Source organism: Nocardia sp. NBC_00511 (assembly GCF_045161165.1).
Classification (GTDB): Bacteria; Actinomycetota; Actinomycetes; order Mycobacteriales; family Mycobacteriaceae; genus Nocardia.
This window is the reverse complement of record NZ_CP107849.1, coordinates 2,736,289-2,759,845: the sequence shown is the minus strand read 5'-3', so window position 1 is coordinate 2,759,845 and position 23,557 is coordinate 2,736,289. Positions and strand designations below refer to the sequence as shown.

The 23,557-nt window shown below is 68.8% G+C and carries 20 protein-coding genes; 13 read left to right on the top strand and 7 right to left on the bottom strand.

Annotated elements, in window-relative coordinates; all coding sequences use genetic code 11:
- Positions 1-16: 16 nt before the first annotated feature.
- Both OG300_RS13115 and OG300_RS13110 read left to right on the top strand, forming a co-directional pair.
- Positions 17-1,309: an MFS transporter gene (locus OG300_RS13115; protein WP_405495577.1), complete on the top strand. Its 1,293-nt coding sequence runs from the start codon at positions 17-19 to the stop codon at positions 1,307-1,309.
- Complete coding sequence (locus tag OG300_RS13110; RefSeq protein ID WP_405495575.1) at positions 1,303-2,037, top strand: SagB family peptide dehydrogenase; 735 nt, start codon at positions 1,303-1,305, stop codon at positions 2,035-2,037. The genes OG300_RS13115 and OG300_RS13110 overlap by 7 nt, the downstream gene beginning before the upstream one ends.
- A gap of 4 nt (positions 2,038-2,041) precedes the next feature.
- Here OG300_RS13110 and OG300_RS13105 read toward each other — a convergent pair whose 3' ends face one another.
- From OG300_RS13105 to OG300_RS13085, 5 genes are all read right to left on the bottom strand, one after another.
- Positions 2,042-3,361, bottom strand: coding sequence for a YcaO-like family protein (locus OG300_RS13105; protein ID WP_405495574.1), 1,320 nt, complete (start codon positions 3,359-3,361; stop codon positions 2,042-2,044).
- Positions 3,362-3,369: 8 nt separating this feature from the next.
- On the bottom strand, positions 3,370-4,731 hold the full coding sequence (locus tag OG300_RS13100; RefSeq protein WP_405495572.1) for a YcaO-like family protein: 1,362 nt from the start codon (positions 4,729-4,731) through the stop codon (positions 3,370-3,372).
- A gap of 3 nt (positions 4,732-4,734) precedes the next feature.
- A complete protein-coding gene (locus OG300_RS13095; RefSeq protein WP_405495570.1) occupies positions 4,735-6,246 on the bottom strand; it encodes a CocE/NonD family hydrolase in 1,512 nt (503 codons plus the stop codon).
- The gene (locus OG300_RS13090) at positions 6,243-7,082 is read right to left on the bottom strand and encodes a hypothetical protein (protein ID WP_405495568.1); all 840 of its coding nucleotides are present in this window, start codon (positions 7,080-7,082) and stop codon (positions 6,243-6,245) included. The genes OG300_RS13095 and OG300_RS13090 overlap by 4 nt, the downstream gene beginning before the upstream one ends.
- A gap of 75 nt (positions 7,083-7,157) precedes the next feature.
- Complete coding sequence (locus OG300_RS13085; protein ID WP_405495566.1) at positions 7,158-7,352, bottom strand: streptamidine-related RiPP repeat protein; 195 nt, start codon at positions 7,350-7,352, stop codon at positions 7,158-7,160.
- A gap of 239 nt (positions 7,353-7,591) precedes the next feature.
- Between OG300_RS13085 and OG300_RS13080 the strand changes: the two genes are divergently transcribed.
- From OG300_RS13080 to OG300_RS13060, 5 genes are all read left to right on the top strand, one after another.
- A complete protein-coding gene (locus tag OG300_RS13080) occupies positions 7,592-8,872 on the top strand; it encodes a FecCD family ABC transporter permease (protein WP_405495564.1) in 1,281 nt (426 codons plus the stop codon).
- 6 nt (positions 8,873-8,878) lie between these two features.
- Complete coding sequence (locus tag OG300_RS13075) at positions 8,879-9,628, top strand: ABC transporter ATP-binding protein (RefSeq protein ID WP_405495562.1); 750 nt, start codon at positions 8,879-8,881, stop codon at positions 9,626-9,628.
- Complete coding sequence (locus tag OG300_RS13070) at positions 9,625-10,599, top strand: ABC transporter substrate-binding protein (protein WP_405495560.1); 975 nt, start codon at positions 9,625-9,627, stop codon at positions 10,597-10,599. The genes OG300_RS13075 and OG300_RS13070 overlap by 4 nt, the downstream gene beginning before the upstream one ends.
- Before the next feature lie 62 nt (positions 10,600-10,661).
- Complete coding sequence (locus tag OG300_RS13065) at positions 10,662-12,692, top strand: heavy metal translocating P-type ATPase (protein ID WP_405495558.1); 2,031 nt, start codon at positions 10,662-10,664, stop codon at positions 12,690-12,692.
- A gap of 300 nt (positions 12,693-12,992) precedes the next feature.
- Positions 12,993-13,565 carry a hypothetical protein gene (locus tag OG300_RS13060; protein WP_405495556.1) on the top strand — a complete coding sequence of 191 codons (573 nt, stop codon included), beginning with the start codon at positions 12,993-12,995 and terminating at the stop codon, positions 13,563-13,565.
- A 125-nt stretch (positions 13,566-13,690) separates the two neighbouring features.
- On the opposite strand, the gene katG is transcribed toward OG300_RS13060, so the two are convergent.
- Together katG and OG300_RS13050 are read right to left on the bottom strand one after the other, a co-directional pair.
- On the bottom strand, positions 13,691-15,901 hold the full coding sequence (katG, locus tag OG300_RS13055) for a catalase/peroxidase HPI (protein WP_405495554.1): 2,211 nt from the start codon (positions 15,899-15,901) through the stop codon (positions 13,691-13,693).
- A 53-nt stretch (positions 15,902-15,954) separates the two neighbouring features.
- On the bottom strand, positions 15,955-16,359 hold the full coding sequence (locus tag OG300_RS13050; RefSeq protein WP_405498541.1) for a Fur family transcriptional regulator: 405 nt from the start codon (positions 16,357-16,359) through the stop codon (positions 15,955-15,957).
- A gap of 102 nt (positions 16,360-16,461) precedes the next feature.
- On the opposite strand from OG300_RS13050, the gene OG300_RS13045 reads away from it, so the two are divergent.
- The 6 genes from OG300_RS13045 (at position 16,462) to OG300_RS13020 (ending at position 23,555) form a co-directional block, all read left to right on the top strand.
- Entirely contained in the window at positions 16,462-17,019 is a 558-nt protein-coding gene (locus OG300_RS13045) for a TetR/AcrR family transcriptional regulator (RefSeq protein WP_405495552.1), read from the top strand.
- A gap of 140 nt (positions 17,020-17,159) precedes the next feature.
- Positions 17,160-18,449 carry a lipase family protein gene (locus tag OG300_RS13040; protein ID WP_405495550.1) on the top strand — a complete coding sequence of 430 codons (1,290 nt, stop codon included), beginning with the start codon at positions 17,160-17,162 and terminating at the stop codon, positions 18,447-18,449.
- Between the two features lie 135 nt (positions 18,450-18,584).
- A complete protein-coding gene (locus OG300_RS13035; protein WP_405495548.1) occupies positions 18,585-18,914 on the top strand; it encodes a hypothetical protein in 330 nt (109 codons plus the stop codon).
- Positions 18,915-20,349: 1,435 nt separating this feature from the next.
- Entirely contained in the window at positions 20,350-22,167 is a 1,818-nt protein-coding gene (fadD11, locus tag OG300_RS13030; protein WP_405495546.1) for a fatty acid--CoA ligase FadD11, read from the top strand.
- An 88-nt stretch (positions 22,168-22,255) separates the two neighbouring features.
- Positions 22,256-22,873, top strand: a complete 618-nt coding sequence (locus tag OG300_RS13025) for a TetR family transcriptional regulator (RefSeq protein WP_405495544.1) — start codon at positions 22,256-22,258, stop codon at positions 22,871-22,873.
- A 28-nt stretch (positions 22,874-22,901) separates the two neighbouring features.
- Positions 22,902-23,555, top strand: a complete 654-nt coding sequence (locus OG300_RS13020; protein ID WP_405495542.1) for an enoyl-CoA hydratase-related protein — start codon at positions 22,902-22,904, stop codon at positions 23,553-23,555.
- Positions 23,556-23,557: the final 2 nt, after the last annotated feature.

Genomic DNA, 23,557 nt, shown 5'->3' with positions numbered 1-23,557 from the left:
GGTTATCATTACGGCCATGACTGTGGACCGTCAAGCACTGCGGCCGACCGGGTTTCGTGTGTTCTTGATCGCACGCGCCGCGGTCTGGATCGCCGGTGGCGTCTCGGCGGTGGCGCTGCCACTGCTGGTGTTCGAGCACACCGGCGACCCGGCACTGGTCGCCGCACTGACCGCTGTGGAGGCGCTGCCGTATCTGGCCGTCGGGTTGATCGCGGGCGCACTCGGTGATCGGTATCCGCCGGGACGGCTTGCGGCACTGTGCTGTCTGGTGTGCGCGCTGGCGGGCGGCTCGATCCCCCTGAGCGCCGCCCTGGGACTGCTGAGCATCGGGCACGTGTTCGCGGTGGCGATCGTGGTGAACACCGCCCTGGTGTTCTTCGACGCCGCCACCTTCGCCGCGCTACCGGCCCTGGTGAGCACGGAGGCGCTGCCGCACGCGTTCTCGACCTCCACCGGCGTGTACAGCGTGATCCGCATGGCGATCCCCGGCGCGGGTGGCGTACTGGCCGCGCTGATCACCCCCACCTACGCGCTGCTGGCGGACACGGTGATGATGCTGTGCGCCGCAGCCCTGTTCGCGCGCATGGCGATCCCGACCCCGACACGCGCCACACCGGATGCCTCGGTACTCGCCGATATCGGTGCGGGCCTGCGCTTCATCGCCCGCACCCCGATCGTGCGCGCGCTGACCGCCCTGGGCGTCGGCAACGCGATCGCCGAGGGCATCGTGATGGGACTACTGGTCGTGACCGTCGTCGAGGTCCATCGCGGTGGCACGGGAGGCGCGGTGGGACTGGCCTATTCGATGCTCGCGGCAGGTGGACTCGCGGGCAGCGTGCTACTGCCGCGCCTGACCGCACTGCCGGTGCGCGCGGTCGCGGTCGGTGGCTTGCTCTCGGCGGCGGTCGCGGTGGCCGGATGGGTGTGGGCTGCGACGCTGTGGGCCGGGCTCGCGGCACTGGCGGTGTATCAGTGTGCGGCGATGGTGGTGATCCTCAACGGGGTCTCGGTGCGCGCGCAACGCACGCCCGGGCAGTTGCAGTCGCGGGTGAACACCACCGCGCGCATGCTCGCCTGGGGCGGGCAGCCACTCGGCGCGCTGGGTGCGGGAGCGGTGGTGGGCGCGTGGGGTATTCGCGCCACCGTATGCCTGGCGATCCCGATCCTGGTGGCGACCGCGATCGCCGGGGCACTCGTGCCGATGGGGCCGGCGGCGGCTGGGCGGGACCCCATACCGGACGAGCGGCGGCGCGCAGTCGACGAGGCCGCGGTGACCCGTACGGCCGGTGAGGGTTCGGGCCGATGCTGAACGAGCGGATCGCGGCGGCGGCCCGGGTGCACCGGACACTGTCGGGCCTGCCCGAGACAGACTGTGTCGCACGCCGTCCCGGGCACTGCTCGACACACCTCGATGCGACGGCACCGAGCATCGTGCTGCCGCCGCGTCGAGGGTTGGGGTCCGAAGCGCTGGATGTGGTGCTGGCGCGGCGGCGTTCGGTGCATCGGTTCGCGGGACCCCTGGCCGTAGCGGAGTTGTCGGATGTGCTGGGGCATGCGTGCGGGGCGCAGCAGCGGCGCTTGACACGGGCCGGGGGTGAGCATGTGTTCATGACGGCGCCGAGTGCGGGCGGATTGGCCTCGATCGATGTGTGCGTGGTGGATCTGGCCGGGTCGGCGGTACCTGCCGGGGTGTACCGGTATGAGCGGATCCGCCACGAGCTGAACCTGTTTCGGGCCGCTCCGCGGGTGCCGGAGTTCGCGGCGCTGCTGACTCAGCCCGAGTTCGTGCAGTTCACGACGACGTTGGTGATCCTGGTGGCGCGCATGGATCGCACGATGGGCAAGTATCCGCTGCGGCACTACCGGACATTGCACGTGGATGCCGGTGTGGTGGCACAGAATCTGTATCTGGCCTCGACGGCGGTGGGGACGGGCTGCTGCGCGATCGCGGGATTCCATGACGACGCGATGGCTGAACTGCTGGGTACGCCCGAGAGCGCGTTCCCGGTTCTGGTGGTCGCTCTCGGGCGGGTGTGAGGGGTCAGTGCGGTAGCGGCAGGGTGCGCCGGACGGTGCCGCCGAGGGCGGCGGCCAGGCGGGTGCCGCCCAGGAACGGGAGTCCGGCAGCGGAATTGGAGTACAGGCCCGGGGCGATGACGCGTACGACGCGCATGCCGGTGGGTGCGATGTCGGCGGTGGTGAGATCGCAGCGGATCGCGGAGATGCCGTGCGCGGTGAAGCGCTGCAGGACGGCGTCTGTCGTGGCGGGCACGGCGTCGGCGTCGAGGTCGGTCATGGATCGGGTTGTGGTGCACACGGAGTCGAGGGCGCTCAGGAATCGTGCCTGCATGCTCGGGTCGAGGTAGAGCTGGAGATGGCAGCCGTAGTCGACGGCCTTGACGTGGTTGGGGCCGTAACCGTCGGCGTAGTCGCGCTCGGCGCGCCACGGCAGCAGGGGGCTGCGCGGGTCGGCGGCGGCGCGCATGTAGGGGCCGGTGGGGTCGTCGTATTCGCGCACGAAGCGTTGCAGTTGCAGGGCTTCGGCGAGGGCTTTGCGGGCGGCGGCGGTCGCGGTCGGTCGGGCGGCGGTGCCCATGGTGAGGTAGCCGTCGAGCTGGTCGTGCAGTAGTGCGCCGACGACGGGGACACCGAATTCGTTGGGGAACAACAGGAATCGCGGCCGCATGCGTTCACCGATCGGGTCGGTGAGGGCGGTGATCGTGGGGCCGGGGGCCAGGTCGGGCAGCGGCTGGTGGGTGTGCCAGGCCAACGCCATGGCGTCGCGTTCGAGGAGTTCGTAGAGGGCGGCGCGGGTGGCGAAGTCGAGGTCGGGTCCGGCGGCGAGACCGGCCTGGATGATCGGGTTGGTGTGGCGCAGGCCGCGCGCGGTGACCGCGTGCAGGTAGGACACCCACACCAGGTCGGCGGGCACCAGCTGCTCGGTGCCGTTGACCAGGTCGGTGCCGGTGGTCCATTCGCGTGGCAGGTCCGCGGTGAGGGGATGGAACGCGAAGCCGGGCCGCTCGTACTGTTCGGTGGCGAACAGCGCGACCTTGCGCAGATCGAGCATCCGGTGGCCGAGCGCACCCAGCTCGCGGGCCGAGCCTCGGATGAGGCCGGGCGGCACCAGGTTTCCGCAGTAGCGTTCGACGGCCTCTCCGATGGCGGCGTGACGGGCGGCGTCGGGATCGTCGAAGGCGCAGCCGCCGCCCGCGGAGTCGACCGGCCACGGCCCGAAACGCCGGGTGTCGGCCAGCGCCGAGTCGAACAGGTGGAAGCCGGGCGGGAACAACTGCGGCGCGGTGACGGGGGTGAGGCGGCGGATGATGCCGGTGCGGTCGTCGAGCAGAGCCGAGGTCATGGAGGTCCTCACACGTGGGGGATCGGATGCGGGTAGATGGTGTCCTCGGTGAGGCGGCGGTCGGTGAAACCCAGCCGCCGTGGCATCTCGTAGAGGCGGGTGCCACCCAGGTACGGGAACGCGGCGGGGGCGTTGCCGTAGGTGCCGGGCACGATCACCCGCACCACGGTACGCCCGGCCGCGGCGACATCGGCGGTGGTGAGATCCACCGAATAGGCCGAGAACCCTTGCGCGGCAAGGTCATCGAGATAGGTGCGCAGCGGGTCGCTGGTGTCGGCGCGCGGTAGCGCCGACAGCTCCACCGCGTCGCCGCCCGCACGCAACCGGTCCAGGGGTGTGCCCTGATGGCGCGGGTCGAGGTAGTACTGGGCGAGGGTGGGCAGGTCGATCATGTCGCGCAGGTCGGGGCGGAAGTCGTGGTGGTAGGCGCGATCGGCGCGATACGGGCGGAAGGTGTGCGGGTGGAAGTCGCCGCGCGCCACCGCCTGCCACAGCGCGGAGTCCGGATCGGCGACCTCGCTGGTGAGTTCGTACATGGCGTAGCACTCGACCAGGGCCTTGGCGGCGGCCTCGCGCGGGTCGGCTTTACAGGCGCTGCCGAACGCGATCATGGCGTGCTCCCGGTTGTGCATGAAGCAGGCCAGCACCGGGGGCGCGAATTGCGAAGGGATCCACAGCATGCGGGTGGCGATCTCGCCGCGATATCCGGTGTCGAACCCGGTGACCGGGCGCGCCGGGCCGCCCGCGGCCCACCACAGGGTGGCGGCGTCACGTTCGATGATCTCTTCGAGGGCGGAGCGTTCGGCGTGCGCGCGATCGGCTCCGGCGGCGATCCCGGCGTAGCAGACCGAATTGGTGGGCGGCTCGCTGCTGCGGGGGCCGGTGAAGTAGTTGAGGTAGGCCAGTGCGGCCGGCACGAGAACCGGTGCGCCGGTGTGCAGATCACGTCCGGGCACCCAGGCCGTGACATGGTCGCGGGTCATGGGGGTGAACGGGAAACCGGGCGTCGCGTACTGGGCGGGACTGTAGAGCGCCACGGTGTCCGGATCCAGTGCGGCGCGGCCATCCAGTCGCAGCTGCCGCCAGGAGGCGCGGATCAGGGTGTCGGGGACGGCGTTTCCGCAGTAGCGTTCCACCGCCTCCCCCAAAGCGGCCAGCCGAGCGCGTTCGTGGTCGCCGAGGGCGGCACCGAATCCGTAGCGGTCGGCCCGGAATTCACCGAAGCGCCCGGTGTCGGCCAGCCGCGCGCTCGCGCCGACCCAGTGCGGGGGTGCGTGCGGACTCGGCGCGAAGGAGTGCAGGGCGGTCACGATGCCGGTGCGGGCATCCAGCAGTGGGTCGCCGGGCAGCGGTGAGCTCACCGAGGGCATGGGTCAGCCTTTCGCGAGAGGGAATTGCAGCCGGGTCGCGCCCAGCTGCACGGTATGCGTGGCCGGGGCGAGAGTGGTTGCGCGGTAACGGTTCTCGTCGGTCTGCGGATGGCGGGCCAGGGCCGGGAACCAGCCGCCGGTCAGCAGCAGCGTCAACGTGGAGGTCGTCGGGATCTCCACGGCCACCGGCGAAAAGGTGAGGGTGACGCGGTGGCGGCCCGCGGGGAGGCTGGCCGCGGTGTCGGCGAGCACGAATTCGGTGCCGTCGGCGGTGGTTTCGATCAGCAACGCGACCCGGTCGGCGGGCACGGGGGCGCTGGTGACCAGGTGCAGCACCGGTGTGCCGATGACGCGCAGCGGTGTGTGCTGTCGCGGGAGGGTGAAACGCAGGGTGTCGCCGCGGGTGCCGGGGGTGTGGGCGTGGCCGGGCAGGCTGCTGGGATACGGGTCTCGCGGGTCGTAGCGGTAGTCGCGGGTGACACCGACGACGGCGCTGTCGGTGAGGGTGCCGTCGGGGGCGGGCCACAGACAGGTCGGTGCGCTCGACGGCCAGGACTGCCAGCCACTCGCGCCGATCGGATACAGCGATTCACCGGTGGGCGGGTCCGCGTCGAGGAGATCGCGCACCCACTGCACCTGGATGCGGCCCAGTGGCAGTCGGGAATCGGGGCCGTGGTGACGGTCGCCGACGGTCGCGGTGTGCGGAGACGACAGGGCGTGCGCCCACGGGCCGACGATCAAACGCCGGGGTGGACGCTGTGGCGCGTCCGCGCCCACCTGCCGCCACTGATCGAGGGTGGCGGGCAGGAACGGGTCGTACCAGCCGCCGACATGCAGGCTCGCAATGCTCAACGCGCGCAAGGACTCCGCATCGACTACTTCGGGCTGCCACGGGTGTTCGGCGGGGTCGTCGGAGACCACCGGCCACCACTGTCGTGCCTCGAATCCCAGATGCGCGCCCAGTTCACGGATCGGAAGCCGGTGATACAGGCCGGGATCGGCGGCCAGGGCGGCGGCGGGCAGCGCGGTGCGGCTGATCGGGCCCTGCCCGTGTTCGCTCCACCAGGTGAGGTGTTCGGCCAGGCGCAGGATGCCCGCGGTGTGGTTGACGGCGTGAATACCGGTCGCGGGCACCATCGAGATCACCCCGTGCACGCGACCGATGCCTTCCAGGGCCAGCGCCCACGCGGTCCACGCCGCGTAGGAGGCGCCCACGGCCACCACGTGATCCGGTGTCCACGGTTGGTGTGCCAGCCAGGTGAGCAGGGCGGTGGCGTCGGCGCGTTCGTGCGCGTAGGGCTGCCAGATTCCGGTGGAGCCGTAGCGGCCGCGCACATCCTGGATCAGTGCCGCGATCCCGGCGCGCGCCCACCCGAGCCCGTCGCGGCGCAACGCGGCCCGATCGTAGGGGGTGCGCACGATCACCAGCGCGTGCGCGTCCTGGGGCAGATACAGGTCGGTGGCCAGCACACTGCCGTCGGCGGCGGGCACCCGCAGATCGGTGTCGATTATCATGCGCTGCCGGAAACCATTGCGCCGCTGAGGAATTCGCTGCTGTCGAAAGGTAGGGCGGCGGTCGAGGGCAGTGGTAGCACCGGATGACGGGTGAGGTGGCCGCTGCCGGGATGAAACACCAGCTGCCGACCCTCGGACGGTAGCTCGTCGCCGCGCAGCAGGGCATCGAGATCCAGGGCCAGCAATCCGGCGGCCACCGCGGCCGCGGCGGCATCCGGGCGCGGGCGGTGCGCGTCGGGGGTGTCGCCGTGCCGCCACAGGGCGGCGAGCTCGTCCGGGGTGAGGCTGGCGGCCAGCAACCGGCCGCGAGTGTCACGGTAGGAGGCGGTGCGCGCGGGCAGCGTGCACGGGCCGAGGACGAGACTGTCACCCTCGCAATAGCCTCGATGCCAGGCCGTCGCGGTCTCGGCGCAGCGGGCATCGAGACGCTGCCAGCGGGTATCGGGCAACACCGTCGCACAGGCGGCGACCGCGTCGCACCCTGAGAGCTCGGCGGTCAGGGCATCGCCACGAATGACACTGTGGCCCAACGTGATCAACAGACTTTCCAGCGCGTCGGCGAGGATGTTGTCGCCGTCGAGCAGCACTCGACCGGAACGCACGGGCCGGTGGGCACGGTCGACGAGTACGCCCCGGGCCAGTAACTGCTCGGCGAGCTCACCGGGCACACCATCCAGTGCGGTGCGCTCTGCGGTGCCCGCGCGTACGGCGGTGATCAGTGCGGCGATCACCTCGGGGGGACCGCCCAGGCGCAGGAAGCGGCCATCGGGGCGGGCGATGAGCCACTGCGCGCGGTCATCGGCGAAAACCTGGTAGCCGTCGGCGAAGTCGAGCACTGCGGTGTCCTTTCGGGGGCGTGCGCCCGGACGAGTCCGGGCGCACGCGTTCACGGAGGGAAAACGAGCGAAGGATCAGGCCTCGTCGAAGGCGAACGGGTTCTGCACCAGCGCATGAGTTCCCGGCGCCTGCGGGGCCGCCAGCGACTGCGCGGACTCGACCTCGTCGAACGCGAACGGGTTCTGCACCAGGGCGTGGGTGCCCGGCGCCTGCGGGGCCGCCAGATGCGATTCGGCCTGGGAATCGGTGAACGAGAACAGCTCGGACATGAACTTCTCCTTCCGCTAATGGAAACGGTTTCCATTAGCGGTCGTCAAGGTAGTGACCGGCGCGGAGTGCGGGCAATGGATTGGCCGGGAATGAGACCCAGGCGACAGGTCGGGGTTGGTTGTGAAGCGGGTCACCGGTACTGGCGGCTGCCACGCTCATCGTCTATTGATAATGATTGTCAATAATCCGGTGGTGGGTCGGCCGGACCTCCACCCCGGCAGCATCGAGAGAGGCGACTATGGCGTGGCCTGCGGCCTTGCGGCCCGGCACCTCCACCGACACCCGTCCCCACGGGGCTTCACACACCGAACCTGCACGCGGCCAAGGTGATTCGGGCACAGCGGTAGCGGACGCGGTGATCGCGAAGGACGGTGTGATCGAGAAGAACGGCAGCCGACGCCCCACGTGGCGATTCCTGTTCAACGGTCTGTCGCGTCGCCGCGCTGGCTCGCGGCCCGAGTCCGGGCGGCCTGCGCGCACCGGCGACGGCTACCGCATCACCCGCACCGGCTATCCGATGCTGTTGCTGGCGCTGATCATCACCCTGGCCGCCGCGATCCTGGCCGGACTGTGCGCGGGCGCGGCCCCGATCGCCCCGAACCAGGTGTGGCAGAGCGTGTGCCATCACGTCACCGGCCTGGGACCCGGGGCCACAGACCTCATCGACGACCACATCGTGTGGACCCAGCGCGCACCACGCACCCTGGCCGCCGCACTCGTGGGAGCCAGCCTCGCCGCCGCCGGAGCACTGCTGCAGACCCTGGTGCGCAATCCGCTGGCCGAGCCCTACATCCTCGGTGCGTCCGCGGGCGCCTCGGTCGGGGCCGTCGCCGTGGTCACCCTCGGTGCCGGTAGCGCCTACGCCGCCCGCCTGCTGCCGTTCGCGGCCTTCGCCGGAGCCCTGCTCGCGCTGCTGCTGGCCCTGCTCGTCGGCCGCCGCCACGGCATACTCGCCCCGGGACGGCTGCTGCTGGCCGGGGTCGCGGTCGGCTACCTGCTGCAAGCCCTCACCAGCTATCTGCAGATCCGCGCCACCCCCGATCAGCTTGCGGCCGTGATGTTCTGGCTGCTCGGCTCTCTGTCGGGCGTGCACTGGCAGCAGCTGACGATCGTCACCGCCCTGGCCGTAGCCGGGCTCGGGTGGGCACTGGCCCGCGCGCGCACCGCCAACCGGCTGCTGCTCAGCGATGACGCGAGCGCCTCCCTCGGTGTCGATGTCACCCGGGTACGCATCGAACTGCTGGTGGTGGCGGCGCTGCTCACCGGGGCGGCGGTGGCATTGGCGGGCAGTGTCGGATTCGTGGGGCTCATCGTGCCGCACACGCTGCGACTGCTCATCGGCTCCAACCATCGGCTGCTGCTACCGGCCGCCATTCCCGCCGGGGCCGCGTTCCTGACCCTCGTCGACGCCGCCGGCCGTGAAATGTCGAATACCGAACTGCCGCTGGGCATTCTGACCGCCTTCCTCGGTGTGCCGTTCCTGCTGTGGCTGGTGCGCCGCGAACCCGAACGGAGCTGACCGCGCGTGCAGGTCACCGTCACCGGCCTCGACGCCCACCTCGGTGAGGTCCCCATCGTCACCGGCGTCGACCTCGACATCCCCACCGGCGGATTCGTCGGCATCCTCGGACCCAACGGCAGCGGCAAATCGACCCTGCTGCGCACCCTCTACCGGGCCCTGCGCCCCACCGGTGGCGTGGTCCGCGTCGGCGGGGACGACGTCTGGAACCGGCTCAGCGCCCGGCACGCCGCCGCCCGGGTCGCGGCCATGGTGCAGCACAACGACAACAACCTCGACCTCACCGTGCGCGAAGTGACCGCCCTCGGCGGCAGCGCACTGGTGAGCCGGCAGTTGGCCAACGTCGGGCTCGCCCACAAGGCCGACGCGCGCTTTTCGACCCTCTCGGGCGGGGAGAAGCAACGCGTGCACCTGGCGCGCGCACTGTGCCAACAACCGAGAGTGCTGGTGCTCGACGAACCCACCAACCATCTCGACCTGCGCCACCAGATCGAATTGCTCGACCACATCGAAGGATTGGCGCTGACCACCATCATGGTCACCCACGACCTCAACGTCGCCGCCCGCTACTGCGAGCACGCCTACCTGATGCGCGCCGGCCGCATCGCCGCCGCCGGGGCGCTCACCGACGTGCTGTCGGTCGAGACCATCGCCGAGGTGTTCGGGGTGGCCGCCGAGATCGGCGTCAACACCCGCACCGGACGACCCAGCTACACCTTCTCCGCACTGCGAACCGACCAGGGAGCCCCAGCGTGAACCTCACCGCGACACTGCCACGACGGCTGGCCCTGCTGTGCGGGATCGGCCTGCTCGCCGCCGCCTGCACCGCACCCGGCCCGAATTCCGACACCGCCGCCGCCATCCAGGTGCACAATGCCGGGCGCACACTGAGTTTCGCGCGGCCACCACAGCACATCGTGTCGCTGTATCCGGGAATGACCGACACGCTCATCCGGCTCGGTGTCGCCGATCGCGTCATCGCACAGGCCGGGACCGACTACGCGCCGTACGCCCCCGACGTGGCCACCGCCGCCTCGGCGATTCGGGTGCTGTCGGGATCGGAGACCACCGGGGAGGCACTGCTGGCCACACATCCCGACCTCGTGGTCGCCGATCAGGAATACCACTTCGACGGCACACGACTACCCGGCCGCGACGAACTCGCGAGTGTCGGGATCGCGGTGTACATCAATCAGGCACTGTGGGAACCCCACAAGCTCGACGCCACCATCTCCGGCAGCCTCGATGACCTGACCGATCTGGGGACCGTGCTCGGGGTGACCGACACCGCACGCGCACTGCGTGACCGGCTCGACGCCCGGCTGCGTGCCGCGACCGCGAAAGCCGCTGCGCTACCGCGGTATTCGGTGCTGGAGGTGACGCTGTACGCCGATCAGGTCTACAGCCATGCCGGGGGACTCTACGGCGACATCCTCGACGCCGCGCACCTGCGCAACCTGGTGACCCGGCAGGAGATGGATCCCGGCGACTACAGCGCGCAACTCGCGGTGGAGGCGCTGCTGCCACGGCAGCCCGAGGTCGTCGTCTACAGCTATCGCAGCAACGAGGAACGCGCGGGGATCGAGGCGCGACTGCGCACCCTGTTCGCGGCCACCCCGGCCGGGCGAGCGCACCGGTTCATCGGGCTGCCCGAGACCGCGACCGCCGGGGGTGAATCCAGTGTCGCGGGGCTGGAACAGCTCGTCGAGGCGCTCGCCACGCAGTAGGGGGCCACCGCACAGATTCTAACATGCAGACATACGCATGTATTGATGTTATCTTCGGGGGTATGACCACAGCAGCAGCCAACACTCGGCCACCTCGCGCCGACAGCGCGCACGGACACGGACTGCTCGGCCCACGCGCCGAAATGGTCGCCGCCATCGCCTCCGGTGTCACCTACACCGGCGGCATGGTGAGCAAATACCTCCTCGACACACCCGGCTGGCTACCGGCGAGCCTGTTCGCGGCCACCTACCTGCTCGGCGGGTTCTTCACCGTGCGCTCGGCGATCGACACCGTGCGCCGCGGCCGCTTCGAAGTCGACTTCCTGATGCTCGCCGCCGCCGCCGGAGCCGCCGCGGTCGGCAAATGGGCCGAAGGCTCGGTACTGCTGTTCCTGTTCAGCCTCGGGCACGCCCTCGAGGAATACGCCATGAGCCGCGCGCAACGCTCCATCGCCGCCCTGGGCGAACTCACGCCGCGCACCGCGCTCGTACGCCGTGGCAGCGACGTCGAGGAGATCGACATCGACGAGCTGCGCATCGGCGATACCGTTGTGGTGCTGCCCAATTCGCGACTCAGCGCCGACGGGGTCGTGGTCGCCGGAGTCAGCGCCGTCGACGAATCCTCGGTCACCGGGGAGAGCATGCCGGTCGACAAACAACCCGTCGCCGACCGCCAACAGGCACTCAGTGGGCGTGGCGCGGTCACTGAAGCCCATCGGGTGTTCGCGGGCACCCTCAACGGCTCCGGGGCTCTCGACGTGGTGGTGACCGCTCGCGCCGAGGACTCCACCCTGGCACGCGTGATCGCCATGGTCCGGGACGCCGACACCCAGAAATCACCCACCCAGCGCTTCATCGACCGCTTCCAACTCTGGTACGTGCCCGCCGTCATCGCCGGAGTGCTCGCGGTCATCGGCGTCGGAATGGTCGCCGGGTCCGAACCCTTCGCCGAGAGCTTCTATCGCGGCATGGTCGTGCTCGTCGCCGCCAGCCCGTGTGCCCTGGCGATCGCCACCCCCAGTGCCGTACTGGCCGCAGTCGCGCGCGCCGCACAGGCCGGGGTACTCGCCAAGGGAGGTGGGCCGCTGGAATCACTGGGGCGAGTCACCTCGATCGCCTTCGACAAGACCGGCACCCTCACCTGGGGGCAACCGCGCGTCACCGACCTCGTGCCCGTGCGCGAGAGCCTGCGCGACCGACTGATCACCACCGTGGTCGCCGTGGAATCCTTCAGCGACCACCCCCTCGCCGCCGCCATCACCCGCGACCTCGCCCAGCAGGCACCCGCGGGAACCGAAAACACTGCGACACAAGTCAATTCGGTGACCGGGCGCGGCGTGACCGCACTCGTCGACGGACGCGCGGTCGAGATCGGCAACACCACCATGTTCACCGAACTCGACAGCGACGGCATCCCCGACGACATCGCCGCCACCGTCGAACACCTGCACAGCCTCGGACGCACCACCATGATCGTGCGCGACGGCGGCGTCTACCTCGGCGTACTCGGCGTGATGGACACCCCGCGCGCGGAAGCCGCACCCGTCATCGCCCAACTACGCGCCCTCGGCATCCACGACATGGTCGTGCTGTCCGGGGACAACCAGCGTGTCGCCGACGCCGTCGCCGACGGGCTCGGCCTCGACGCCGCCCACGGCGGACTGCTCCCGCAGGACAAGGTCGCCATGATCGGGCAGTTGAACGCCCGCGGCGGCACCGCCATGGTCGGCGACGGCGTCAACGACGCACCCGCCATGGTCAACGCCTCGGTCGGCATCGCCATGGGTGCCGGCGGCTCCGCGGTCGCCCTCGAAACCGCCGACGTCGCGTTGATGACCGACGACATCGGACGACTCCCGTTCGCCGTCGCCCTGAGCCGCGCCACCGCCGCCATCATTCGCCAGAACCTCACCGTCGCCCTGCTCATCGTCGCCGCCCTCGTCCCGGCCACCCTGCTCGGATTGCCCATCGGGCCCGCGGTATTCATCCACGAAGGCTCCACGCTGCTCGTCGTCGGCAACGCGCTGCGGCTGCTGCGCTTCCGTCGCGGCCAGGAGCACGCGGGCATCGCTCACGAGAACCGCCCGGCCTGAACCACATTCGCGGCATGGACTCCCCGGGGCATTCACCCCGGGGAGTTTCACGCGTTCGCCGACCGATCCGTGACGTGACCGCAGCACGCCGCGAGGTGGTGGTGGCGTGCCGGTGGGCGTAGCGTCCGCTAGGAGTGGGATTCGCGACGGGGAGCCTGGATCCGGCGGCAGCGGTGACGGTTTCGGGGTCACCGCGACCCCACCCCCGGCCACCCGTCTCGAATCCCGCGCCGTACTACCGGAGTCTGGCCGCACGCCCGCCACCCCTGGCATGATCTGCGCAACGGGGAAAGGGGACCCATGGCCACCGCCACCACGCACCGAATTGCCCGGCTGCGCAACCTCATCGAACATCCACGCACCGGCGCCGCCGAACGCGCCGCCGCCCAACGGCTGCTCGACCGCATCACCACTCACACCCGCGAAACCATCACCGTCGGCGACCGCAGCTACGGGGCCCGCCACGATCGACCCGGCCGCCACGCCAGCCTCGCGCGCATCGCGGAAATGATCAGCGAGGACATCGCACTGGCCCGACTGCTCACCGGCGACACCGGCCTGGACGACGAGGTCTCGGGGGACGCCGAGTATGTGGCGGGCGAGCAGACAGTGGGGGAGATGGTGCTGCCGGACGTGTTGCGCGACGCCCCCGCCTCGATACGGTTCACCGTCGAAACACCCTACGACGCGGGCATTGTGATCGTCGTGGACGCCGTGCCCTCGCACTGGGGCTGGCACGACGGCCTCGAAACCCCGGCCCTGCGCGCCCTGAGCGCGGCACTGGTGGAGTTGATGAACGCCTACAACCACGACGGCAGCGACATCTCGCGTCGCTTCGTCGGCAGCGTGAAAGTGAGCACGGCAGGGCGCTAGCGCGCGACACCACCGCCCGACGCGGCGACACCGATCGCGGGGAAATCGATCGCGACCCTGAAACACGTACTGCCCCCGAACCTTTCGATTCGAGGGCAGTACGCGGTGCAACTATCCGATCACGCTCAGACCAGGTCGAAACGGTCGAGCTCGTTGACCTTCACCCAGGCCGCGACGAAGTCGGCGACGAACTTGGCCTTCGAGTCGTCCTCGGCATACACCTCGGCCAGCGCCCGCAGCTGCGAGTTCGAACCGAACACCAGGTCCACGCGGCTGGCGGTCCACTTGGGTGCGCCGGAGACGCGGTCGACGCCCACGTAGGTGCCGTCATCGGCAGAGGCCGGCGACCACTTGGTGGTCATGTCGAGCAGGTTGACGAAGAAGTCGGTGCTCAGCGCGCCCGGGTTCTGGGTGAACACGCCCAGCGCGGACTGCTTGTGGTTGGCGCCCAGCACGCGCAGGCCACCCACGAGCACCGTCATCTCCGGCGCCGACAGGGTCAGCAGGTTGGCCTTGTCCAGCAGCAGGTACTCCGCCGGAATCGAGGCCGACTTGCCCACGAAGTTGCGGAAGCCGTCGGCGGCGGGCTCGAGCGCGGCGAAGGACTCCACGTCGGTCTGCTCCTGAGTGGCGTCGGCACGACCGGCACGGAACGGCACGGTCACCTCGAAACCGGCTGCCTGCGCGGCCTTTTCGACACCGACGTTACCGGCCAGCACCACCACGTCCGCGAAGGACACCGGCTTGCCGAAACCAGTCTGGATGCCCTCGAGCACCCGGATGACCTGAGCCAGCTCATCGGGCTCGTTGGCCTCCCAGCCGGCCTGCGGCTGCAGGCGCAGACGGCCGCCGTTGACGCCACCGCGCATATCCGAACCACGGAACGACGACGCCGCCGCCCACGCGGTCGACACCAGCTGCGCCACACTCAGACCCGACTCGGCGATCTTCGCCTTGAGCGCCGCGGCGTCCGCGTCGGAGATCAGCTCGTGATCGACCGCCGGGATCGGGTCCTGCCACAGCAGGGTCTCCGCGGGCACCTCGGCGCCCAGGTAACGGACCTTGGGGCCCATGTCACGGTGGGTGAGCTTGTACCAGGCCTTGGCGAACTCGTCGGCGAGCTCCTGCGGGTTGGCCAGCCAGCGCCGCGTGATCTGCTCGTAGACCGGGTCGATGCGCATCGACAGGTCGGTGGTGAGCATGGTCGGACGGTGCTTCTTACCCGACTCGAACGCGTCGGGGATGATTTCGTCGCTGGTCTTGGCGACCCACTGGTTGGCGCCGGCGGGGGACTTGCTCAGCTCCCACTCGTAGCCGTAGAGGGTCTCGAGGAACGAGTTGTCCCACTGCGTCGGGGTCGGGGTCCAGGTGACCTCCAGACCCGAGGTGATCGAATCCTTGCCGACACCGGTGCCGAAGGACGACTTCCAGCCCAGACCCTGCTCCTCGAGCGGAGCGGCCTCCGGCTCGGGGCCGACGTGATCGGCCGGGCCGGCACCGTGGGTCTTGCCGAAGGTGTGCCCGCCGACGATCAGCGCGGCGGTCTCGACATCGTTCATCGCCATGCGCGCGAAGGTCTCGCGGATGTCGATGGCCGCGGCCAGCGGATCCGGATTGCCGTTGGGGCCTTCGGGATTGACGTAGATCAGACCCATCTGCACCGCCGCGAGCGGGTTCTCCAGGTCACGCTTGCCGGTGTAGCGCTGATCGCCGCCGAGCCAGGTGTGCTCGGGGCCCCAGTACACGTCCTCCTCGGGCTCCCACTGATCGACGCGACCGCCACCGAAGCCGAAGGTCTCGAAACCCATGTCCTCGAGCGCCACATTGCCCGCGTAGACGATGAGGTCGGCCCACGACAGCTTCTTGCCGTACTTCTTCTTCACCGGCCACAGCAGCCGGCGCGCCTTGTCGAGGGAGGCGTTGTCGGGCCAGGAGTTCAGCGGAGCGAAACGCTGCATGCCCGCACCGGCGCCACCACGGCCGTCGCTGACGCGGTAGGTGCCGGCGGCATGCCAGGACATGCGGATGAAGAACGGGCCGTAGTGGCCGAAGTCCGCGGGCCACCAGTCCTGCGAGGTGTGCATGACCTCGACGATGTCGGCCTTGACCGCACCCAGATCCAGCGTCTTGAACTCCGCGGCGTAGTCGTAGCCCTCATCCATGGGGTTGGCGACGGCCGGGTTCTTCTGCAGGATCTTCAGGTTGAGCTGGTTGGGCCACCAGTCACGGTTGCTGCCGCCCTCGGTGGGGGGACGAAGCCGCTCGTGCGCGACGGGGCAACCCCCGGCGGCGGGTTCGGTCTGGGCTTCTCCGATGGGCGGGTGGTCTTCAGGCACGATGTGTCCTTTCATGAGGGAGTGATCGGGCTGGGATCACGGGTTTGTGATCGTCATTCGGCAGCGTTCGCCGAGCAGTCGGGGCACAGGCCCCAATAGATGACCTCGGCCTCGTCGAGTGCGAAACCGTTGTCGTTGGAGGCGGTCAGGCAGGGGGCATCACCCACGGCGCAGTCGACGTCGGCGATCACACCGCACGAACGGCACACCACATGGTGGTGGTTGTCGCCGACGCGGGTCTCGTACAGGGCGACGGACCCCATGGGCTGTATCCGTCGCACCAGGCCCGCCGTGGTCAACGCGCGCAGCACGTCGTACACGGCCTGATGTGATACCCCACCCAGCGTTTCCCGGACGTGACCGAGCACGGTGTCGGTATCGGAGTGGGGGTGGTGGTGCACCGCGGTCAGCACCGCCAGGCGCGGTGCGGTCACACGCAAAGCGGCCCCGCGCAACATGCGCTCGAAATCCGTAGGCGTGGGCACGGACGCCACTCTGCCCGTTTTTCTGGAATCAATCAAGTCTTCAGCGCGCTTGAAAACTCCGATACGGTGCATCCGGTGAGCACCCCGCGCCGCGCCAACCGCGGACCCGCCGCCGCCGCCGACAACCGCGCCGCCCTGCTCGCCGCCGCCCGCACCACCTTCGCCGAACACGGACTCGACGCACCCCTGAGCCTCGTCGCGCGCACCGCAGGAGTGGGGCAGGGGAGTCTCTACCGGCACTTCCCCAACCGGGAAGCGATCATCGTGGCCGTCTTCGAGGAGAATATCGGGCAACTCGAAGACCTGGTGGCGAATCACGAATCCACCCTCGATGAACTCCTCGATCAGATATACACGCAGCTCACCGGGGCGGTCGGGCTGTTCGAATTCCTGCAACCCGCCGACAGTTCCGACCCGCGACTGAGCGCGGTCATCACCCGTATGCACGCGCTGCTGGCCACCGAACTCGCCGACGATACCCATCGCGGCAGCATCCGCGCCGACGTCACCGCAGGGGATATCTTCCTGGCCGTCGGCATGCTGGGGGCGCTGCTGAACAAGACCCCCGAAGCCGAGCGTGCGCGCGTCGCGCAGCGGTCCTGGGCACTGCTGCTGCGGGCACTGCGGCACTGAAAGATTCTGGATCCCAGCGGATTCGGACCCTTGACGAATCCGCGTGAACCCGTACAAACTACCAACCGGTAACCGGACAACAGTGTCCGGTTCAGCTCGCACCGGGAACACATGTGAACAAAGCACGCACGATCGCCCCGATGATGTCAGCGATCGCCGCCCTCTCCCTCGCCTTCGCCGCCACCACCAGCGCGCCACCCGCGCACGCCACGGCCCCCGACAGCTTCTACGACTACCAGGGCGATACCGCACTCGACGACCTCGCACCCGGCACCATCCTGGCCACCCGCACCCTCAGCTACCACCTCGCCGGCATCCCCACCCCCATCACCGCCATCCAACTGCTCTACCGCAGCACCGACGCCCAAGACCGCGCCAGCGCCGCCGTCACCTCCGTACTGCTGCCGCCCGGGGGAGTAGACCCCGCCAAAGCCGTTGCCTATCAAAGCTTCTACGACTCACTCAACCCCGAACACGGACCCTCGCGCGCCATCGCCGGCGACGTCAGCTTCGGCGGCATGGTCAACACCTCGGAAGCCATCCTCGTCGCCGACATCATCAGCCGCGGCTACACCGTCATCATCGCCGACACCGAAGGCCCGCAAGCAGACTTCGCCGCCGGACCCGAATACGGCATGACCACCCTCGACGGCATCCGCGCCGCCACCCACTCGGTCGATACCGGCCTCGACGAGCAGACCCGCATCGGCCTGGTCGGCTACTCCGGCGGCGCCATCGCCACCGACTGGGCCGCCGCGCTGGCACCCACCTACGCACCCGACATCAACAACCGCCTCGTCGGCGCCACCGAAGGGGGAGTGCTGGTCAACCCCGCCCACAACCTGCGCTACGTCAGCGGCAGCATCGGCTGGTCGGGCGTCGCCGCCATGGCCATCCTCGGCGTCGCCCGCTCCTACGACATCGACTTCACCCCCTACCTCAGCGACTACGGCAGCGGGCTCGTGGCACGCCTGCACGACGCCTCCATCGCCAACGTACTGTTCGAATACCCCGGCCTCACCTGGGCGCAACTCGTCAAACCCGAATACGCCGACCCCAACACCGTTGCGCCCCTGGTCGATTCGGTCCCCAAAGTCAACCTCGGCACCGCCCCCACCCCGACCATCCCGCTCTACATCGCCCAGGGCGCCGGCGGCGAACTCGAAGGCAGCGACGGCAGCAAACCCACCGTCGGCCGCGGCGACGGCGTCATGGTCGCCGGCGACGTGCGCGCCCTCGCCCAGCACTACTGCGACACCGGAAACCCCCTGGTCGAATACCACCAGTACGACGCCCTGAGCCACGTCCCCAGCATGCTCGCCTGGATCCCCAGCGTCATGCCCTGGATCGACGCCCGCTTCGCCGGACAGCCCGCCGACACCAGCTGCGGCGCCATCGCCCCCGGCAACCCGCTGACGCCCGACCTCTAGCCGACACATCCAGCCAACATTGCACCGCTACGCTGAAACCCACGGCGTATCCCGGCGACATCGACCCGGGCCGGATCGATGTCGGCGAAGCCATCGAAAAGGCCGGTAAACCCGAACAATTCGAGGTGGCTGCCCATGAGCGAACGAGAACGCGATGTGACCCACAAAGTCCGCGCCCTGTTCGGACCCCGAACCGCCCTGTCCTCGTTCACCGAATTCCCCTCCGGAGCCATCAGCCTGCTACTGCGCTGGCCAGGACACTTCGCCGTCATCCAAGGCAAAGACAACGACTGGGGCCTGTCCATCGACATCCCGGAGGGGGAGACCTACACCGGCCCCGACCGCACATTCACCTGCCTCGACGACGCGTTGCGCGCCGCGCACGCGATGAAGGTCGGGGACGCCCCCGCAAAGGCCAGCGGCGACCCTCAGAGCTCGATCACCGATCGAGTCTCTGAGGCCTGATCAAGGACACCCGATCAGCGAATCCAGCTCCACACCCAGGTGCGCGCAGTGGCATCAGCGCCGTCTTGACGGTTGAGCTGTTGTGGCTGTCGGCTTTTGGCGGATGCGGCCCGCCACGTCAATGCCACAAGTACGGCCGCAATCACTATGAGCACAACGCCGGTGACCATTTTGTCTCCCCCCAGGACAGCCGGTTCGGCTGTACATTCGCGGAACCGCGTCCGCATCCCTTGCAATCATCACTCTCGATCGGCTTCGCCGCAACGATCTCCAGCACCGACATTGCTTGCACCGCAGTGATTCTCACGACTGTAGCCCTCGCCACCGACTCGGCATTCGACCGCAGCAAGCATGCTCGTGGCGATGACCCGGTCCATTTTCGTGGCCATTCTGCGCCGGTTTGTACACCCGGGCAGCCAGGCGTGAGCCGTAGAAGGTGACCGTCGAACGGCCGGGTCGCCGCGTTGAGGAATCTTCAGTTCGCGCGGGCAGCGCTGGCGTGGTCGCAGGCATCGCGCTGACAGATACCTTGAGACACAACTGCGCTGCGACGAATCCCAGAAACGGTGAGACCGGACATCAGGAGACCGGGATGGATGGTCAGAACCACGATGGGGACGGTCACGCTGACACAACCTGACATAATGTTGATTATCGGCGCACTTACCGGGACATCAAGATCAACTTAATCGCTTGTGGCACATCGGTATTCGTGCGCTTTCGGTGTGTGGCAGGCGGCTGCCTAGGTCCCCTGCGGTCTCGTGGAATGTGTGTACGTGGTGCTTGGCTGGCGGTAACTCTCGATAAGTGGAAATTCTTGCCCAGGTGCCTCCTGGGTGGAAATTTTCCTGTTTGAGGCTGTTGGCTCGATTTTGCGGTTCGGCCGGTTCTTGGCCGGCGCTCCCCTGGCATCCCGACCACCCCTCAATACGTCACAGTGACGTATTGAGGGGTGGTCGGTGGTCGCTGCTCGGCATGGTCAACGGCGGTCATTGGTGTCAGGGAGTTGAACGGGCGGTCGGGATTCGATGATCTTGCTCTCTGATATGTGCGGGAATGTCCATCTCGTCTACGGTGACGTGCGGACCGGTCGGCGGGACTGGAAATCGCCGATGTGGATGCCGCGCCAGGCGGTCCGGGCGACGGATTGGTCGGCTCGGGTGGCGACGACGTTGGCGATCGAATGAAACGTGCGCGCAAGGGTTTTCATGGGGTGGTGCTGGCCTGCGGTGTCGGAGGTCGCCGGTACTCCCCTGCCCCTCCCCTCCGTCGATGTACCGTTGATACGTCACTGTGACGATTTATTTGTGATGCGCCGGAACCGAACTCGTCGATCCCGCATCGGCTGCGGGTCGATGCGCGCAAATCCCCACGCGGGACCCGTCTCGCGCCTTACCGTCTGAGAAGGCTTTGGTGGTGAGTGGATCGAGATGTGATGAGCGAAGCGAAGACCTCCCCGGCCGCGTTCCAGGCGACCGCGGCCATCGACCCGGATGCGATCGCGGTGCGGTCCATCGGTGGTGAGCAGGCCCTCACGTGGCGGGAGTATGCCGAGCAGGTGCGGGAGGTGGCGGCCGGGCTGAGTGCGTTGGGGGTCGGGCGTGGGGACACGGTGGCGTTCATGATGGGCAACCGGGTGGATTTCTATCCGCTGGAGGTGGGGGCGCAGCACACGGGGGCGACGTCGTTCTCGGTGTACAACACGCTCTCGGCCGAACAGTTGCAGTATGTGTTCGCCAATGCGGGCAATCGGGTGGTGATCTGCGAAGCGCAGTACGTGGACAAGGTGCGCGCCAGCGGGATTCCGATGCAGACCATCGTGTGCGTGGACGCGCCCGCGCCGGGCACGTTGACGGTGGCGCAGCTCAAACAGTTGGGGCGGCGTGACTTCGATTTCGACGCCACCTGGCAGGCCGTCACCGGTGACGACATCGTGACGCTGTGCTACACCTCCGGGACCACCGGTAATCCGAAGGGCGTGGAGATCTCGCACGCCAACCTGGCTTTCGAATGCCATGCGTACGCGTCGGTGATGTCGGTGGAGCCGGGTGATCGCATCACCTCGTTCCTGCCGACCGCGCATATGGCCGACCGGGTCACCAACCTGTATCTGCATGAGTTCTACGGCACGCAGATCACCGTGGTGCCGGATCGGGCGTTGCTGTCGGCGGCGCTGCTGGACGTGCATCCCACCATCTGGGGCGCGGTGCCGCGGGTGTGGGAGAAACTCAAAGCGGCCGTGGAGTATTCGGTCGCGGGCGAACCGGATGCGGCGCGCAAGGCGGCGTTGACGTGGGCGTTGCAGGTGGCCGCACGGAAGGCCGACGCGCAGTTGGCGGGTGTGGCGTTGGATGATCTGCAGGCCGCGGAGTGGGCGAAGGCGGATGCGGCGGTGCTGGGTCCGTTGCGCGCGAAACTGGGCCTGGATCAACTCAAGTGGGCGTTGTCGGGGGCCGCGCCGATTCCGGCGGAAACGCTCGCGTTCTTCTTCGGGTTGGGGATTCCGATCTCGGAGGTGTGGGGCATGTCGGAGCTGACCTGCATCGTGAGTGTCTCTCCCCCGGATCAGGCGCGACTGGGCACGGTGGGGCGGCTGCTGCCGGGCCTGGAATCCAAGATCGCGGAGGATGGTGAGTTCCTGGTGCGCGGGCCGCTGGTGATGCGCGAATACCGGGGCGAGCCGCAGAAGACGGCGGATGCGCTGGATGGCGAGGGCTGGCTGCACACCGGTGACATCATCACCGAGGATGCCGACGGGTATCTGCGGGTGGTGGATCGCAAGAAGGAACTGATCATCAATTCCGCGGGAAAGAACATGTCCCCGGCCAATATCGAGAACACCATCAAGGCCGCGACGCCGCTGATCGGGACACTGGCGGCGATCGGTGACAGTTGCCCGTACAACACGGCGTTGATCGTGCTGGACGCGGAGTCGGTGGGGCCGTATGCGGCGCAGCATCAGCTCGGGGATGCCTCGGCGGCGGCGTTGGCGGCGGATGCGGGGGTGATCGCGGAGATCGCGCGGGGGGTCGCGGCGGGGAACGCGCGGTTGTCGCGGGTCGAGCAGATCAAGCGGTTCACGATTCTGTCGACGTTCTGGGAGCCCGGTGGTGACGAGGTGACGTTGACGATGAAGCTGCGCCGTAAGCCGATCGCGGCGAAGTATGCCGCGGAGATCTCGCGCATGTATGCCGAGACGCGGCCCGAGGGTGTGCACGAGCCGGTGGCGGAGGTCGCGCCGATCGTGTCCTGAGCTGCGCGGCAGTCGTTTTCACGCAGTGTGACGTAGCGGGTCGGCGCACGCCCTCGATAACAGAGCATGTGCTCTGTTATCGTGAGGTGTGCCCAGGCCCCGCATCCACGATCCCGACGTCGTGCTCGACGCCGCGGAAACCCTCGCGGTACGGTCCGGCCCGGCTGCGGTCACCATCCGCGCCGTCGCCACCGCCACCGGCATCTCCAACGGCGCGCTCTATCACAGCTTCGGGTCACGAGCAGAACTGTTGAGCCGCACCTGGATTCGCGCTGCTCGCCGCTTCCTGGCATTGCAGGCCGACCTGGTCGACGATGCCGGAGCGGCCATCGACGCGGTCCTCGCCGCCGCCGACGCGCCAGCCGAATTCGCGGCGCGCTACCCGGCCTCGACGCAACTGTTCTTCCGGGTGCGCCGCACCGACCTGCTCGGCGACGACCTGCCCGAGAATCTGCGCGCCGAACTCGACGCCCCGCAACGCGAACTCGTCGGCCTGATGAAAACCCTCGCCCGCCGACTGTGGGAGCGTGCCGACGCGGCCGCGGTGGACACCCTCACCATCTGCCTGGTCGACCTGCCGACAGCGATCCTGCTCGACCGCGACCGCCTGGCCAACCCCGTGGCACGCCGTCAACTGAGCGCCGCCGTGCGTGCCGTCCTCGATATCGGACCGCCCGACCTCGAGGACACTGCACCCTCTCGATAAAGCTCCACCTCCGCGATAAGGAACCGCCATGCCGACTCTCACCCATCACGACAAGATCGCCGTCCTCGACCTCGGCGGCGACGAGAACCGCTTCTCCCCCACCTACCTCACCGAGGTCGACGCCCTGCTCGACACCGTGCTCAGCGACGGCAGCCAAGCGTTGATCACCACCGCCAGCGGCAAGTTCTACTCCAACGGCCTGGATCTGGACTGGCTCTCGGCCAACAGTGAACGCGCGGAATGGTATGTGGCGCAGGTGCAGTCGCTGCTGGCCCGCATGCTGACCTTCGCGCTGCCGACGGTGGCCGCACTGCCCGGGCACGCGTTCGGCGCGGGCGCGATGCTCGCGGTCGCGCACGACTTCCGGGTGATGCGCGAGGATCGCGGCTACTTCTGCTTCCCCGAAGCCGATATCCGCATCCCGTTCACCCGGGGCATGGCCGCGCTCATCCAGGGCAAGCTCACCCCGAAGTCGGCGATCGCCTCCATGACCACCGGGCGGCGCTTCGGTGGGCCCGACGCGCTGGCCTACGACCTGGTCGACGCCATCGCCGAGCAGGCCGCGGTCCTCGAGACCGCGATCTCGATCGTGACGCCGCTGGGTGCCAAAGACCAGGGCACCCTCGGCGCGATCAAGACCGTCATGTTCGCCGACGCCGTCACCGCACTCACCAACCCCTGAAC

Coding starts and splice junctions, on each gene's coding strand:
- OG300_RS13080 (WP_405495564.1), top strand. CDS start 7,592: ATGGCGTGGCCTGCGGCCTTGCGGCCCGGCACCTCCACCGACACCCGT.
- OG300_RS13065 (WP_405495558.1), top strand. CDS start 10,662: ATGACCACAGCAGCAGCCAACACTCGGCCACCTCGCGCCGACAGCGCG.
- OG300_RS13100 (WP_405495572.1), bottom strand. CDS start 4,731: ATGCCCTCGGTGAGCTCACCGCTGCCCGGCGACCCACTGCTGGATGCC.
- OG300_RS13115 (WP_405495577.1), top strand. CDS start 17: ATGACTGTGGACCGTCAAGCACTGCGGCCGACCGGGTTTCGTGTGTTC.
- fadD11 (WP_405495546.1), top strand. CDS start 20,350: ATGAGCGAAGCGAAGACCTCCCCGGCCGCGTTCCAGGCGACCGCGGCC.
- OG300_RS13040 (WP_405495550.1), top strand. CDS start 17,160: ATGATGTCAGCGATCGCCGCCCTCTCCCTCGCCTTCGCCGCCACCACC.
- OG300_RS13020 (WP_405495542.1), top strand. CDS start 22,902: ATGCCGACTCTCACCCATCACGACAAGATCGCCGTCCTCGACCTCGGC.
- OG300_RS13110 (WP_405495575.1), top strand. CDS start 1,303: ATGCTGAACGAGCGGATCGCGGCGGCGGCCCGGGTGCACCGGACACTG.
- OG300_RS13060 (WP_405495556.1), top strand. CDS start 12,993: ATGGCCACCGCCACCACGCACCGAATTGCCCGGCTGCGCAACCTCATC.
- OG300_RS13035 (WP_405495548.1), top strand. CDS start 18,585: ATGAGCGAACGAGAACGCGATGTGACCCACAAAGTCCGCGCCCTGTTC.
- OG300_RS13095 (WP_405495570.1), bottom strand. CDS start 6,246: ATGATAATCGACACCGATCTGCGGGTGCCCGCCGCCGACGGCAGTGTG.
- OG300_RS13105 (WP_405495574.1), bottom strand. CDS start 3,361: ATGACCTCGGCTCTGCTCGACGACCGCACCGGCATCATCCGCCGCCTC.
- OG300_RS13050 (WP_405498541.1), bottom strand. CDS start 16,359: ATGTTGCGCGGGGCCGCTTTGCGTGTGACCGCACCGCGCCTGGCGGTG.
- OG300_RS13085 (WP_405495566.1), bottom strand. CDS start 7,352: ATGTCCGAGCTGTTCTCGTTCACCGATTCCCAGGCCGAATCGCATCTG.